The following is a 14,497-nucleotide window of genomic DNA, read 5'->3' as shown; positions in this document are numbered from 1 at the left end:
CGGCCCGCACCGTCCGTGAGGACGATGCGGGCCGGCGTGGGTCCGGGTGGCCCGGAGGGGCTCCGAGGGTCAGGCCTTGGCCGACTCCTCGGCCTCCTCCGACGCCTCGTCGGACGCGGCGGTCTCGGTGGGCTCCTCGGCCTCGGCGGCCGCAGCGTCCTCCTCCTCGGTGCCGATGAACTCGGTCAGGTCGACGACGTTGCCGTCGGAGTCCTTGACCTCGATGTCGCGGAGCGCCACGGCGAGGGCCTTGGAGCGCGCGACCTCGCCGACCATGGCGGGGATCTGGCCGCCCTGGTCGAGGGTCGAGATGAACTGGTTCGGGTCCATGCCGTACTGCTGAGACGCCTGGACCAGGTACTCGACGAGCTCGCCCTGGCCGACCTGGACCTCGAGCTTCTCGGCCAGCGTGTCGAGCAGGATCTGGTTCTTGAGGGCCTTGGTGGCGTCCTCGGTGACCTCGGCGCGGTGCTCGTCGTCCTCGAGACGGTTCTCCGACTCCAGGTGGCGGTGCACCTCGGCCTCGACCGCGCCCGACGGCACCGGGACCTCGACGGCCTCCAGCAGCTTCTCCAGCAGCAGGTCGCGGGCGGCGACGGCCTGGTTCGACGTCTTGATCGACGCGACCTGCTCGCGCAGGTCCGCGGTCAGCTCCTCGAGGGTGTCGAACTCCGAGGCGAGCTGGGCGAAGTCGTCGTCCGGCGTCGGCAGGTCGCGCTCCTTGACGGCGGTGGCCGTGACGGTGACCTGCGCCTCCTCGCCCTCGTGCTCGCCGCCGGCGAGCTTGGTGACGAAGGTCGTGGTCTCGTCCGTCGACAGGCCCGTGAGCGCCTCGTCGAGGCCCTCCAGCATGTTGCCGGCGCCGATCTGGTAGGAGACGCCGGAGACCGAGTCGATCTCCTCGTCACCGATGACGGCCTTGAGGTCGATGACGACGTAGTCGCCCTCGGCGGCCGGACGGTCGACGCCCACGAGGGTGCCGAAGCGCTCGCGCAGCGCGTCGAGGCGCTCGGTGACGTCCTCGTCGCTCACCTCGGTGGAGTCCACCGTGATGTCGATCCCGGACAGGTCCGGGAGGGTGATCTCGGGGCGGACCTCGACCTCGGCGGTGAACGCGAGCTGGCCCTCGCCGGCCTTGGCGGGGATCTCGGTCACCTCGACCTCGGGCTGGCCCAGGGGGCGCAGCGACTCGGCCGTGACGGCGTCGCGGTAGAAGTTCGACAGAGCGTCGTTCACGGCGTGCTCGACGACCGCACCCCAGCCGACGCGCTGGTCGATGATGCGCGGGGGAACCTTGCCCTTGCGGAACCCGGGGATGTTCACCTGCTCGGCGATGTGCTTGTACGCGTGGTCGATGCTCGGCTTGAGCTCGTCGTACTCCACCTCGACGGTCAGCTTGACCTTGGTGGGCTCCAGGGTCTCGACGGCGCTCTTCACTTCGATGGTCTCCAACGGTTCGGGTGCTGCGCGCGCGTCTCACCGGCGCGAGCCGGCCTGGTTGCTGCGGCGCGGGGTGCGGGGACCGTACGACGGGCGTACGGGCAACCCGTCCATCCTACGCCACGGCGAGGGCCGCCCGGCGGCCTCTCGCGCCACACCCCCGCGAGACCCGACCGACGCGACGGCCCGGGGCTCGCGGGCGTGCGCGGCGGTCAGGAGGGGCAGGTGAAGGTGGTGTTGCCCACGACGTGCGTCCCCGGCCCCAGCTCGGCGCACTGCTCGAGGACGTAACCGACCCCCACGCCGATGACCACGGCGACGATGATCGTCCCGATGAGCACGAGGGAGCTCACGATGATGCCGGCGATCGCGACACCGTTCGGCTGGCCCGCCTTGCGCGACTTCACGAGACCCACGATCGACAGGATCAGGCCGACGATCGACAGGGGCCCGAAGAAGCCGAGCACCAGGCCGACGATGCCGAGCGTCTTGCCCGGGTTCTGCGGCGGCTGGCCGTAGGCCGGCGCGTACTGCCCGGCGGGCGGTGCGGCGGGGTAGGCCTGGCCGGGCGCCTGCGGGGATGCGGGATAGGGGTGCCCGCCGGCCGGCTGGGCAGGGGAGGCCTGGCCCGGCGCCGGCTGACCCGGGGCGGGCTGCTGGGGCTCGGTGCCGCCGGGGGGCGTCGCACCCGGCTCGGGCGTGCCTGGCGTGTAGGGGTCCGGGGTGGTCATCAGGTTCTCCTCGCACGTCGGTCGCCGTCCGTCGGCGAACGGGGGCCGATCCTTCCAGATCGGCGCGCCGGGCGCGTGCCGAACCACGGGCGAGCCGCGACGGACCACGACGTCCGCCCCTGTCCCTGTGTCGGGGTGACTGGATTCGAACCAGCGACCCTCTGCTCCCAAAGCAGATGCGCTACCAAGCTGCGCCACACCCCGCGGCCCGCCGTCGGGCGGGGCCTCGGTCAGTGTAGTGCCGCCGTCCGGGGCCGAGCCCACGACGTGCACGGACGGCGCGGGGACGGGCTCGAGCGCCGCCAGGGCTTTGCTAGGGTTGGCCCGCGTTCCCACCCCGGCGACGGTGTCGCGGGGTGGCCGTGCGGGCGTAGCTCAATGGTAGAGCCCCAGTCTTCCAAACTGGCTACGCGGGTTCGATTCCCGTCGCCCGCTCCCTTCCTCCTCTCCCCTCCTCCCCCGGCGGCCCGACCGCGCCCCCGGGGACAGCCGTCGCCCGACCGATCGACGACGCCGATGGATGAGATGCTCCTTGTCGATCGGTGGCGACCTGGTTAGGCTCGGCGCCGCAGCCTGCGACAGGCGCGACCGCGCGGCAACTGCACGACGACGCACCAGGAAGCTTCACGAGGAGGGCCGGCCATGACGATCGTCCGCCGCGTCGCCCCCTCGGCCGCCCTCTCGTCACACCGGAGGACGGTGCCGGCGTCGACGCTCCACACCCCCGCGTGCGCCGCGGCGACGACGCCGCGATGCTGTCGATAGAGCGTCCACGTCACGTCCGACCCGCCCGACGGCGGGTCCCCGGCGACCGTGCGGCGCTCGCACCGACCTCGCCGACGCCCCTGCGCCGCGCCCCTCCGAGCACCCGCTCGGGGGCCCGCCCCGCACGCGGCGGCACACCCGCAGCACCTCGCCCGCACGCACTCCTGGAGAAGGAACACCCATGGCACGCATCTACGACGACGCGACGAAGCTCATCGGCCGCACCCCGCTCGTCCGGCTGAACCGTCTCGCCGCCGGCCTCGACGCGACGGTCGTCGCGAAGCTCGAGTTCTACAACCCCGCCAACTCCGTCAAGGACCGCATCGGCGTCTCGATCATCGACACCGCGGAGGCCTCCGGCGCCCTGCAGCCGGGCGGCACCATCGTCGAGGGCACCTCCGGCAACACCGGCATCGCGCTGGCCTGGGTCGGCGCCGCGCGCGGCTACAAGGTCGTGCTCGCGATGCCCGAGACGATGTCGAAGGAGCGCCGCGCCCTGCTGCGCGCGTACGGCGCGGAACTCGTGCTCACGCCGGGCGCGGAGGGCATGAAGGGCGCCGTCGCCGCCGCGGAGAAGATCGCCGCGGAGCGTCCCGGCGCGATCCTCGCCCGCCAGTTCGCCAACGAGGCCAACCCGAAGGTGCACCGGGAGACGACGGCCGAGGAGATCTGGGCCGACACGGACGGCGAGGTCGACATCGTCGTGGCCGGCATCGGCACGGGCGGCACGATCACCGGCGTCGGCCAGGTCCTCAAGGAGCGCAAGCCGGAGGTGAAGATCGTCGCGGTCGAGCCGGCCGAGTCGCCCATCCTCACCGGCGGGAACCCCGGCCCGCACAAGATCCAGGGCCTGGGCGCGAACTTCGTGCCGGAGATCCTCGACACCTCCGTCTACGACGAGGTCGTCGACATCGACGCGGAGACCTCCGTGGAGCTCGCCCGCCGCGCCGCGAAGGAGGAGGGCCTGCTGGTCGGCATCTCCTCCGGCGCCGCGATCGCGGGGGCGCTCGAGGTCGCCAAGCGGCCCGAGAACGCCGGGAAGCTGATCGTCGTCGTCATCCCCGACTTCGGCGAGCGGTACCTGTCCACGATCCTGTACTCGGACCTGCTGGACTGACGTGACGAGCCGCCGCGCCGCTCCGACCGCCACCGCCGGACCCGGCCACCAGGACCTCGACGGCGACGTCGACCACCCGATGCCGGCCGGGCACCGCCCGGGCCTGCGCCACCTGGTCGAGATCCTCGCCGAGGATCTCGAGGCCGCGCACGCGCACGACCCCGCGGCGCGCTCCCGGTTCGAGGTCGCGCTCGCGTACCCGGGCGTGCACGCCGTGTGGGCGCACCGCCTGTCGCACCGCATGTGGCACCGGCCCGGCCTGCGCCTGCCGGCACGCCTGGTGTCGCAGGCCGCCCGGTGGGTCACGGGGATCGAGATCCACCCCGGCGCGCGGATCGGGAGGCGGCTCTTCATCGACCACGGCATGGGCGTGGTGATCGGGCAGACGGCGGTCGTCGGCGACGACTGCGTCCTGTTCCACGGCTCCACCCTGGGCGGTCGCTCGATGACCCGGGGCAAGCGGCACCCGACCCTGGGCGACCGGGTCATGGTGGGTGCCGGGGCCAAGATCCTCGGCCCGCTGTGGATCGGGGACGACGCGCAGATCGGCGCGAACGCCGTCGTCACCCGCGACGTGCCGAACGGCATGGTGGCCGTCGGGGTGCCCGCCCACGCCCGCACCCCCGGCCACCGGCCGGACCACGGCCAGCACGTCGAGGACGCCTCGGAGCTGCTCGAGTACGTCATCTGACGGCCCCCGCGACGGCCCCTGCACCCACCGCTCCCGGCGGCGGGCGCAGGGGCCGTCGTCGTCGGGCCGCGAGGTTTGTTCTAGTAGTCGTAGAACAAGTAGCCTGCGTCCGTGATGTGGCGCATCGACCCGGCGAGCGACGACCCGCTGTACGCGCAGCTCGTCGCCCAGGTGCGCCTCGGCGTCGCGCACGGGACGCTCCGCCCGGGGGAACGGCTGCCCTCGGCCCGGGAGCTCGCCGCCTCTCTCGAGCTCAACATGCACACCGTGCTGCGGGCCTACCAGGTGCTGCGCGACGACGGCACGCTCGAGCTGCGGCGCGGGCGCGGCGCCGTCATCGCGTCCACCGCGACCGACCTGACCGACGTCGAACGAGCCGTGGCCGACCTGGCCGCCGCGGCCCGCCGGGCGGGGCTGTCCGTCCAGACCACCACCACCCTCGTCACGGAGGCGATGCACCGATGACCACCGCTCCCCCGCCCGGCACCCCGCGAGCACGCTCCGGCACGGAGGCGTGGCGCCCCCGCGCGCGCCGCGCGACGGCGTGGTCGGCGCTCGTCGGGCTGCTGTTCGCGCTCGGCGCGGCGGTCGTGGTCCGGGCGTGGCGGGACGAGCTGCCGGCGCAGGTCGCGTCGCACTGGAGCCGCGGCGGCGTGCCCGACGGCTTCATGTCGCCGACCGCGCTGGTGCTGGTCGGCCTCGTGAGCACCGTCGCGCTCTGCGGGCTCTTCGCGGCGATCGGGCTGACGCAGGGCTCCGCCGCCTCGACCCGACGGATCACCGCCGCGGGGTGCGTGTGGTCGGGCGCGTTCATGGCCGCGGTCGTCGTCGGCACGCTCGCGCCGCAGCGCGGCCTGGCGGACCCGTCCCTGGTCGGGCTGTCCGGCGCCGCGCTGCTGACGGCCGTCCTCCTGCCGCTCGTCCCCGCCGGGATCGCGGCCGCCCTCGTGCCGGGCGACCCCGCGATGCCCGCTTCCGAGGCGGTCCCCGCAGACGCGCCCCGGACCGCGCTCCGCGACGGCGAGCGCGCGGTCTGGCTGCGCCGCGCGACCGGCGGGCCGGGCCTCGCCGTCGGGGCTGTCGCCGTCGCCCTGACCGCGCTCGCGGCGGCGCTGACGGCCGAGTGGACGATGCTGGTCGTCCCGGTGCTCCTCGCCGCGCTGTTCGTCACGATGTTCGCCTTCACCGTGCGGGTGGACCCGAGCGGGCTCACGGTGCGTTCCGCGGCCCGCTGGCCGGGGACCCACGTCCCCGCGGACGAGGTGGTCCGGGCCTCGGTGACGCAGGTGCGCCCGCTGCGCGACTACGGCGGCTGGGGCTGGCGCACCGCCCGCGACGGGCGCGTGGGCGTCGTGCTGCGCGGCGGGCAGGCGCTGCTCGTCCAGCGGACGGGCGGGCGGTCGTTCGCCGTCACCGTCGACGACGCCGCCGAGGCCGCCGCGCTGCTGAACACGATGGCCGACCGCGCCCGGAGCCGCTGACCGCCCGCGACCTCAGGCGAGCAGCTCCGGGTGGGCGGCCGCCACGCGGCGCGGCGCCTTGGCGAGCCAGGCGTCGACGAGGAGCTCGCGCAGCGCGGCGCCGTCGACCGCCTCGAGCCGGACGAGCACGACGGGCACGCCGTCCAGGTGCGGGATCGTCAGCGTCTCCGGGCGCGCGGCGAGCACGGCCTCCTTCTCGCCGAGGTCGTCGACCATGACGGCGAGGATCGGCCCGTCCGGCACCGGCTCGTCCCCGAACCGCCGCACGTCGGCCTTGCTGAACGGCCGAAGCCAGGAGAACACGCGTCCGGATACCGCCCACGCCCGGTTCCGGAACGTCGTCGTCTCGGTGACCTCGGGCAGACCCGCGGCGAGGCGGACCGCGTCGTCGATCGTCGCCATCCCCCGAACCTACTGTCGGTCCCGTCGCACGCACGACGTCGGCTAGGGTGTGACGGGCATTACCCGGTACTCCCGGTACCGGACACATCGGCACGACCGCACCATCTCGACGAGGAGCACCCCGCCCCATGAGCACCCTGCGCATCGGCATCCAGACCGGCTACTGGTCCCGCAAGCCCCCGAAGGGCATCGTGCCCGCGCTCGTCGCGGCCGAGGCGCTGGGCCTCGACTCGGTCTGGACCGCGGAGGCGTACGGCTCCGACGCGTTCACCCCGCTCGCCTGGTGGGGCTCCCGCACCCGCCGCCTGCGGCTCGGCACCGGCATCGCGCAGATGGCGGCCCGCACCCCGACGGCGACGGCCATGCAGGCGATCACCCTCGACCACCTCTCGGGCGGCCGGTTCGTGCTCGGGCTCGGGGCCTCCGGGCCGCAGGTCGTCGAGGGCTGGTACGGCCAGCCGTACCGCCGCCCGCTGGCGCGCACCCGCGAGTACGTCGACGTCGTGCGCCAGGTCTTCGCCCGCGAGCGCCCGGTCACCGCGGACGGCGAGTTCTTCCGCCTCCCGCTCCCCGCGGACGCTCCCGGCGCCACCGGCCTCGGCAAGGCCCTCAAGCCGACCGTGCACCCCCGCCGCGCCGACATCCCGATCGTGCTGGCGGCCCAGGGCCCGAAGAACGTGACGCTCGCCGCCGAGATCGCCGACGGCTGGATGGCGGGCTTCTACGCGCCGCGGGCCGACGCGGAGCACCGCGAGCTGCTGGCGTCCGGGTTCGCGCAGCGCTCCGACGAGCGCGCGCCGTCGTCCGCGTTCGAGGTGCTCGCGACCGTGCCCGTGGTCGTGCGCGACGACGTCGAGGCCGCGGCGGACGTCATCCGCCCGCACATCGCGCTGTACGCCGGCGGCATGGGCTCGAAGGAGGCCAACTTCCACAAGGCGTCGCTGGACCGCCTCGGCTACGCGACCGAGCTCGACGAGGTCCAGGCGCTGTTCCTCGCGGGCCGCCGGGAGGACGCCGCGCGCGCCGTGCCGACCGAGCTCGTCGAGGAGGTCGCGCTGGTCGGCCCGGCGGACAAGGTCGCGCGCGACCTGGCCCGCTGGGACGGCACGGCGCTGACCACGATGCTGCTGCAGGGCGACCCGTCGTCGATGCTCACGGTGCTCGCCGCGGCACAGGCGGCCCGCAAGGACGCGGACGGCGGCACTCCCCTGGGTGCTCGCGTGCGCGCGACCGCCGGCGCGGCCGCCGCCCGCGTGGCGCCGAAGAAGGCCTGACGGCCGCCGGCCCTCCTGGGCTCAGCGCTCCTGCGGGAACCAGACGGCCCGGCGCAGGTCCACGCGCCGGCCGTCGCGGGAGAGGGGGCAGCCCTCGGCCCGCAGCGCGTCGAGGGCCGCGGTGAGGTGCCGCGCCGGCGGGGCGCCGGACGCGTTCACCACGCGCCACCAGGGCACGGGGTGGTTGTCCTGCACGGGGCCGACCTTGGCGGCACCGTCCGGCACGAGGTGCGCGTAGCGGTCGCCGGAGCCGGCCATGACGTTCCCGACCTGTCGAGGCCCGCCGCGCCCGAGCCGCTCGCCGACGATCTCGGCGATCAGGCCGTACGTCATGGCGCGGCCGGACGGGATGCGGCGCACCAGGGCGAGCACCTCTGCGGCGTACTCGTCGGGGGCGTCGAGGGGTTCGTCGGACGTCGAGGCGCGGGCTGGCACACCGCGACCCTACGGCCCACCGCCGACCTCGGCGGCGGACGTACCGTGGGTCGCCCGGTGGCCCGTCCGGCGGTCCGGAAATCCGCTGGCCCAGCGCCCCGGACCGGGCCACGATCGGCAGGTGACCTCCGACCGCTCCCGCTCAGCCCTGCCCGCCGGCTACCGCAGCCGCACGCTCACCGCCGACGACCGCGGCGCGCTGCTCGACCTCGACACCTGGGCCTTCCCCGACCCGCACTCGGTGGCGGAGTTCGACGACCTGCCGCTGCCCCTGACATGGGAGCGGGCGGTCGGCGTCGAGGTCGAGGGCGCGCCCGGCGACGGTCTCGCCGCGATCCACGCGTCGTACCCGTTCTCCCGGTTCCCCGTGCCGGGCGCCACCCTGCCGACGGCCGGGCTGACCTGGGTGGGCGTGCACCCGCAGCACCGCCGCCGCGGGCTGCTCACCGCCATGATCGACGATCACCTCGACGCGTGCCGGCGGAGGGGCGAGCCGCTGTCCGCGCTGTTCGCCGCCGAGGCCGCCATCTACGGACGGTTCGGGTACGGCAAGGCGGCCGACGACCTGCGCATCACCGTCCCACGGGGCGCGGCGCTGCGCGACGTCCCCGGCGCCGCGGACCACACCGTGCGCGTGGAGCACGCCGACCGCGCGCGCCACGGCGACCTCGTCGCCCGCCTGCATCGCGCTCCGGGCCTGCCCGCCGGCCCGGCGGGGATCAACCGGCCCGGTTGGGCCGCTCGGGAGACCGACGCGCTGTGGGAGAGCTACTGGGCGGACCCGAAGTCGTTCCGGGCGGCCGGGCGCGAGTCGCTGCGGATCGTCGTCGTGGAGCGCGACGGCGAGGCGCGCGGCTACGCGACGTTCCGCCGCACCCTGGACTGGCAGGTCACCGGTCCGCGCGGCACCGTGCACCTGGGCGACGTCGTGGCCCTCGACGCCGCCGCGGCGCGGGCCCTGTGGGGCGTGCTGCTCGACCTCGACCTCATGGGCAGCACGGACCCGTTCCTGCTGCCGGTCGACGACGCGGTCATGAGCCTGCTCGTCGACCCGCGGGCCGCGGGCGCCCGCGTCGCCGACAACGTGTGGGTGCGCGTCGTCGACGTGCCCGGCGCGCTCGCGGGCCGTCGCTATCAGGCCGACGTCGACGTCGTGCTCGGGGTCGACGACCCCCGGCTGGCCGACAACGCCGGGTCGTGGCGCCTGCGGGCGACGGCGTTCGGGGCGGCGACGTGCGAGCGCACCGACGCGGAACCCGACCTGCGGCTCGACGTGCGCGAGCTCGGCGCCGCCTACCTGGGCGGCACGTCGCTCGTGACGCTCGCCGGCGCCGGGCTCGTCGACGAGCGGTCGGCCGGCGCGCTCGGCCGCACGAGCGCGGCGTTCGGCTGGCCGCTCGCCCCCGCCTGCGGCTGGGTGTTCTGACCGTGGCGGCGGCGTTCTCGGACACGGTCACGTCGGACGCCTGGCGCGCCGAGGCCACGGCCTGGATCACCGCCGTCCTCGCCCGCCGCGGCGTGCGCGTCCTCGCCCCGCCCGAGCAGCCGCGCGTGCGGCCGTGGTCCACGCAGCTCGTCGTCGCCACGGACTCGGGCCGGTACTGGTTCAAGGCCACCTGCCGCTCGTCGTCCTTCGAGCCCGCACTGCAGGCGCTGCTGGCCGAGGTCGCCCCCGACGCCGCGGACGCCCCGGCCGCCGTCGACGCCGACCGCGGGTGGATGCTCACGGCCGACCGCGGCGCCACGCTCCGCGACCGCCGGGAGCCCACCGGGTCCGACTGGGACGCGCTGCTGACGCGATCCGCGCACCTGCAGCAGGAGCTCCTCGGGCACGGCGACGCCCTGCGTGCCACCGGACTCCCCGACTGCTCCCCCGGCACGGTGCCGGCCCGGTTCGACGCGGTCCTCGCCCTGCTGCAGGGCGTCCCGGCCGGCCACCCCGCCCGGCCGGACCAGCGCACGCTCGAGCGCCTCCACGCGGCCCGCGACGTGGTGGCCGCGGCGGCCGCGACCCTGGCGGCGAGCCCGCTGCCGAGCAGCCTGCAGCACGGCGACCTGCACCCGGGCAACGTCTTCGAGGTCGACGGCGCCTTGCGCGTGTTCGACCTCGGCGACGCCCAGTGGGCGCACCCGCTCGAGGTGCTCGAGGTGTCGTCCGCGGTCGCCCGGGACGGGGGCGCCGACTGGGAACCCGTCGAGCGGGCGTACCGCCGCGCGTGGGACGTCTGGTGCGCCGCGCGGGGTCTGCCCCCGGTGGGCGCGGCGGACGACGCCCCGGCGTGGGACGACCTGCGACGCGCGGCCGGCGTCACGCACGCCGTCAACCGCGCCTGGACGTGGTGCGGCGCGCTGGCCGAGGCCACCGAGGCCGAGTGGGCGGACTGGGGCGAGGCACCGGGTCGGCACCTGGCGACGGTGCTGGATCCGGTGCCGGGTCCTCAGACCTGACAGACGCCGCACCAGAAGAGGTTGCGACCGCCGAGCTCCTTGGTGAGCACCGGGGCACCGCAGACGCGGCACGGCAGGCCGTCGCGGTGGTACACGTAGAACGACGCGTCCCGGGGCACGGCGTCGGCGTCGCCGTCGGTGTTCTGCCGGGTGACCCGGCCGCCGCCGTCCGCCACCCGGTGCTCGGGCCGGGTGGTGACGATCGCCCCGCGGTCGGCGCCGTCGCGCATGAGCACGACCAGGTCGTCCCAGACCGCGGCGAGCACCGTCGCCGGCACGTCGCGGCCCGGGCGCAGCGGGTCCACACCGGCACGGAACAGCGCCTCGGCCCGGTAGATGTTGCCGACCCCGGCGATCACCGCCTGGTCCATGAGCTGCTGGCCGACCGTCACGCGCGAGCGCCGCACGCGCTCGACGAACGCCGTGCGGGCCGCGTCACCTCCGTGGCGGACGGGGTCCGGCCCGAGCCTCGCCTCGACGGCGGCCTTCTCCGCGCCGGTGAGCACCTCGCACGCCGTCGGCCCGGTGAGGTCGGCGACGGCGTGCGCGCCCAGCAGCCGGAGCCGGACGGCGCCGCGCGGGGCGGGCGGCGCCCACTCCCCCGTGGCGTCGACGGCGACACCCGCCTCGCCTCCGTCGGCCGGCGTCGACTCGCGCTCCCCGATACGACGGCGCGGCGCGCCGATCGCGTGCACCACGTCGGCGCTGCCGTCGCCGGCGAACGACCACGCCCCGTACAGCCCCAGGTGCACCCGCAGCCAGCGCACGTCTCCCGCCCTGTCAGACGTACCGTCCACCCCGGTGGGCCAGGCGTCTGACAGGTCGGGCGCGAAGCCGCAGAAGAGCTGCTTGCCCCACGCCTCCGCGGCCACCAGCCGGCGGCCGTCGAGCAGCGCGGCGCCACCCGCGAACCGGCCCTGCGGGCTGGACACGGCGAGCGTCTCGCCGCCGAACAGCCCGTCCAGCGCCCGCGCGAGGCGGTGGACGGTGTGACCCTCTGGCACGTCGGGTCGGGTCAGGCGATGGCGGAGACGTCGTGCGACGCCTCGTACGCGGCCAGCTTGTCGATGCGGCGCTGGTGGCGGGCGTCGCCGCTGAAGGGCTCCGCGACGAACGCCTCGACGAACGACGTCGCCTCCTCGACGCTGTGCATCCGGCCGCCCACGGCGATGACGTTGGCGTCGTTGTGCTGACGACCGAGCGTCGCCGTCTCCAGCGACCAGGCCAGCACGGCGCGCACGCCGACGACCTTGTTCGCGGCGATCTGCTCCCCGTTGCCCGAGCCCCCGATGACGATGCCGAGCGAGCCGGGCTCCGCGACGACGGCCTCGCCCGCGGCGATGCAGAAGGCCGGGTAGTCGTCCTGCGGGTCGTACTCGTGGGCGCCGTGGTCGACGATGTCGTGCCCGGCGGCGCGCAGGTGGTCGACGAGGTGGGTCTTGAGCTCGTAGCCGGCGTGATCGGCGGCGATGTGCAGACGCATGACCACATTCTCCCCCAGGTCGCCCGCGGGGTTCGACCCGCGCCGCACGTGGGCGGCGCGCCGTAGGGTGACGCCATGACTGCCGACGCCACCGGGCTGCGGTCCGGCATCGACCTCAGCGCCCTCGACCAGGCCGTCCGACCGCAGGACGACCTGTACCGCCACGTCAACGGGCGCTGGATCGCCCAGCACGAGATCCCCGCCGACCGCGCCATGGACGGCGCGTTCCGCGCGCTGCACGACCTGTCGGAGGAGCGCGTGCGGGAGATCATCACCGACCTCGCCGCCACCGACGACCTCGACCCCGCGTCCACCCCCGCGAAGATCGGCGCGCTGTACGCGAGCTTCCTCGACGCCGACCGCGTCCAGCAGCTCGGCACGGAGCCGATCGCCGCAGAGCTGGGGCAGATCGCCGCGGCGACGTCGCCCGCCGAGCTGGTCGACGTGCTCGGCGCCCTGCAGCGCACGGGCGGGGGCGGCGCCGTCGCCTTCTACGTCGACAACGACGCCAAGGACCCCGAGACCTACGTGACCTACCTCGTGCAGGGCGGCCTCGGCCTGCCCGACGAGGCGTACTACCGCGAGGACCAGTACGCGCCCGTCCGCGACAAGTACCTGCCGCACCTCGCACGCATGCTGCGCATCGCGGGCGTCAGCGCCACCTCCGGGTGGGGCGCCGACCCCGAGGACGCCGCGCAGCGCGTGCTCGCCCTCGAGACGAAGCTCGCCGCCCACCACTGGGACGTGGTGCGCGACCGCGACGCCGACCTCACCTACAACCCGATGACGCTCGCCGACCTCGTCGAGCGGGCGCCCGGCTTCGACTGGCGGGCGTGGGGGGCGGCGCTCGGCGCGCCCGCCGGCTCGCTGGACGCCCTGGTGGTGCGGGAGCCGTCGTTCGCGACCGGATTCGCCGAGCTGTGGCGGACCGAGCCGCTCTCCGACTGGAGGCTCTGGGCCGCCTACCACCTCGTCACCGCCCGCGCGGCCTACCTGGACGACGCCACCGTCGACGCCAACTTCGACTTCTACGGCCGCACGCTGTCGGGCGCCCAGGAGGTGCGCGACCGCTGGAAGCGCGGCGTCGCGCTCGTCGAGCGGGCGCTCGGCGAGGCCGTGGGCGAGCAGTACGTGGCCCGCCACTTCCCGCCGGAGCACAAGGAGCGGATGGACACGCTCGTCGCGAACCTCGTGGCTGCGTACCGCGAGTCCATCGAGGCGCTGGACTGGATGACGCCCGAGACGAAGGTGAAGGCGCTCGCCAAGCTGGAGCGGTTCACGCCCAAGGTGGGCTACCCGGTGAAGTGGCGCGACTACGCCGCCCTCGAGGTCGACGCCGCCGACCTGGTCGGCAACGTGCGTCGCGCGCACGCGTTCGAGCAGGACCACGAGCTCGGCAAGATCGGGCGCCCGATCGACCGCGACGAGTGGTTCATGACGCCGCAGACGGTCAACGCCTACTACAACCCGGGCATGAACGAGATCGTCTTCCCGGCGGCGATCCTGCAGCCGCCGTTCTTCGACCCCGAGGCCGACGACGCCGTGAACTACGGCGGCATCGGCGGCGTCATCGGGCACGAGATCGGCCACGGCTTCGACGACCAGGGCTCCAAGTACGACGGCGACGGCCGCCTCGAGGACTGGTGGACCGAGACGGACCGCACCGAGTTCGAGAAGCGCACCCAGGCCCTCATCGCGCAGTACGACGCCTTCCGCCCGGCGCAGCTGGCTGCGGACGGACCGCACGTCAACGGCGCGCTGACCATCGGCGAGAACATCGGCGACCTCGGCGGGCTGTCCATCGCGATCAAGGCGTACCGCATCGCGCTCGGCACGACGCTGGACGACGCGCCCGTCGTCGACGGCCTCACCGGTCTGGAGCGCGTCTTCCTCGGCTGGGCGCAGGTGTGGCAGTCCAAGGGTCGCGACGAGGAGGTGGTGCGGCGCATCGCCACGGACCCGCACTCCCCCAACGAGTTCCGCTGCAACGGCGTGATCCGCAACATCGACGAGTTCCACGCCACCTACGGCGTGGGCCCCGACGACGCCCTGTGGCTCGCCCCCGAGGAGCGCGTGCGCATCTGGTGACCCGCCGGACGTCCTGACGCGGGGGGGGGGGAGGGTGCCAAGAGGGGGGGGGGGGGCTTTCTTCCCTTTGTGGTCTTTCCTCCCCTCCTCTCTCCGCCGCTGATTTTTCTGTTCCCCCCTCTCCTCTCTCCCCCCAAAAAAC

The 14,497-nt window shown here is 74.8% G+C and carries 14 protein-coding genes and 2 tRNA genes; 9 read left to right on the top strand and 7 right to left on the bottom strand.

The features are described from left to right. Positions 1–69: 69 nt before the first annotated feature. The 3 genes from tig to ACFCZN_RS03270 form a co-directional block, all read right to left on the bottom strand. On the bottom strand, positions 70–1,437 hold the full coding sequence (gene tig / locus ACFCZN_RS03280; RefSeq protein ID WP_430555885.1) for a trigger factor: 1,368 nt from the start codon (positions 1,435–1,437) through the stop codon (positions 70–72). A 215-nt stretch (positions 1,438–1,652) separates the two neighbouring features. After that, positions 1,653–2,171, bottom strand: coding sequence for a DUF4190 domain-containing protein (locus ACFCZN_RS03275; protein ID WP_430555794.1), 519 nt, complete (start codon positions 2,169–2,171; stop codon positions 1,653–1,655). A gap of 130 nt (positions 2,172–2,301) precedes the next feature. Further along, positions 2,302–2,375 (bottom strand) — tRNA-Pro (locus tag ACFCZN_RS03270). Between the two features lie 160 nt (positions 2,376–2,535). Here ACFCZN_RS03270 and ACFCZN_RS03265 point away from each other — a divergent pair. From ACFCZN_RS03265 to ACFCZN_RS03245, 5 genes are all read left to right on the top strand, one after another. After that, positions 2,536–2,606: transfer RNA gene (locus ACFCZN_RS03265), tRNA-Gly, on the top strand. A 511-nt stretch (positions 2,607–3,117) separates the two neighbouring features. After that, on the top strand, positions 3,118–4,053 hold the full coding sequence (gene cysK, locus ACFCZN_RS03260; protein ID WP_429762374.1) for a cysteine synthase A: 936 nt from the start codon (positions 3,118–3,120) through the stop codon (positions 4,051–4,053). Positions 4,054–4,132: 79 nt separating this feature from the next. After that, positions 4,133–4,744: a serine O-acetyltransferase EpsC gene (epsC, locus tag ACFCZN_RS03255; protein WP_429762684.1), complete on the top strand. Its 612-nt coding sequence runs from the start codon at positions 4,133–4,135 to the stop codon at positions 4,742–4,744. 114 nt (positions 4,745–4,858) lie between these two features. Continuing rightward, the gene (locus tag ACFCZN_RS03250) at positions 4,859–5,209 is read left to right on the top strand and encodes a GntR family transcriptional regulator (protein ID WP_430555884.1); all 351 of its coding nucleotides are present in this window, start codon (positions 4,859–4,861) and stop codon (positions 5,207–5,209) included. Further along, a complete protein-coding gene (locus tag ACFCZN_RS03245) occupies positions 5,206–6,225 on the top strand; it encodes a DUF1648 domain-containing protein (RefSeq protein ID WP_430555793.1) in 1,020 nt (339 codons plus the stop codon). Before ACFCZN_RS03250 ends, ACFCZN_RS03245 begins: the two co-directional genes overlap by 4 nt. A gap of 12 nt (positions 6,226–6,237) precedes the next feature. Here ACFCZN_RS03245 and ACFCZN_RS03240 read toward each other — a convergent pair whose 3' ends face one another. Further along, positions 6,238–6,627 (bottom strand): MmcQ/YjbR family DNA-binding protein, encoded by a 390-nt coding sequence (locus tag ACFCZN_RS03240; RefSeq protein WP_430555792.1) that lies wholly within the window; start codon positions 6,625–6,627, stop codon positions 6,238–6,240. 137 nt (positions 6,628–6,764) lie between these two features. On the opposite strand from ACFCZN_RS03240, the gene ACFCZN_RS03235 reads away from it, so the two are divergent. Next, entirely contained in the window at positions 6,765–7,901 is a 1,137-nt protein-coding gene (locus ACFCZN_RS03235; RefSeq protein WP_429762686.1) for an LLM class F420-dependent oxidoreductase, read from the top strand. A 21-nt stretch (positions 7,902–7,922) separates the two neighbouring features. On the opposite strand, the gene ACFCZN_RS03230 is transcribed toward ACFCZN_RS03235, so the two are convergent. Next, the gene (locus tag ACFCZN_RS03230) at positions 7,923–8,336 is read right to left on the bottom strand and encodes an MGMT family protein (protein WP_430555791.1); all 414 of its coding nucleotides are present in this window, start codon (positions 8,334–8,336) and stop codon (positions 7,923–7,925) included. A 121-nt stretch (positions 8,337–8,457) separates the two neighbouring features. Here ACFCZN_RS03230 and eis point away from each other — a divergent pair, with 121 nt between their 5' ends. Further along, positions 8,458–9,762 (top strand): enhanced intracellular survival protein Eis, encoded by a 1,305-nt coding sequence (gene eis / locus ACFCZN_RS03225; protein WP_430555790.1) that lies wholly within the window; start codon positions 8,458–8,460, stop codon positions 9,760–9,762. Between the two features lie 2 nt (positions 9,763–9,764). Next, positions 9,765–10,784, top strand: a complete 1,020-nt coding sequence (locus tag ACFCZN_RS03220; RefSeq protein ID WP_430555789.1) for a phosphotransferase — start codon at positions 9,765–9,767, stop codon at positions 10,782–10,784. On the opposite strand, the gene ACFCZN_RS03215 is transcribed toward ACFCZN_RS03220, so the two are convergent. Together ACFCZN_RS03215 and ACFCZN_RS03210 are read right to left on the bottom strand one after the other, a co-directional pair. Then, positions 10,775–11,788 carry an Fpg/Nei family DNA glycosylase gene (locus ACFCZN_RS03215; RefSeq protein ID WP_430555788.1) on the bottom strand — a complete coding sequence of 338 codons (1,014 nt, stop codon included), beginning with the start codon at positions 11,786–11,788 and terminating at the stop codon, positions 10,775–10,777. The two genes, ACFCZN_RS03220 and ACFCZN_RS03215, sit on opposite strands and share 10 nt — an antisense overlap. A gap of 11 nt (positions 11,789–11,799) precedes the next feature. Beyond that, complete coding sequence (locus tag ACFCZN_RS03210; RefSeq protein WP_430555787.1) at positions 11,800–12,267, bottom strand: ribose-5-phosphate isomerase; 468 nt, start codon at positions 12,265–12,267, stop codon at positions 11,800–11,802. 75 nt (positions 12,268–12,342) lie between these two features. Here ACFCZN_RS03210 and ACFCZN_RS03205 point away from each other — a divergent pair, with 75 nt between their 5' ends. Beyond that, the gene (locus tag ACFCZN_RS03205; RefSeq protein WP_429762382.1) at positions 12,343–14,355 is read left to right on the top strand and encodes a M13 family metallopeptidase; all 2,013 of its coding nucleotides are present in this window, start codon (positions 12,343–12,345) and stop codon (positions 14,353–14,355) included. Positions 14,356–14,497 lie beyond the last annotated feature (142 nt).

Source organism: Isoptericola sp. NPDC056134, from assembly GCF_042264825.1.
Lineage (GTDB): Bacteria > Actinomycetota > Actinomycetes > Actinomycetales > Cellulomonadaceae > Isoptericola > Isoptericola nanjingensis.
This window is presented reverse-complemented; position numbering and strand designations above follow the sequence as displayed.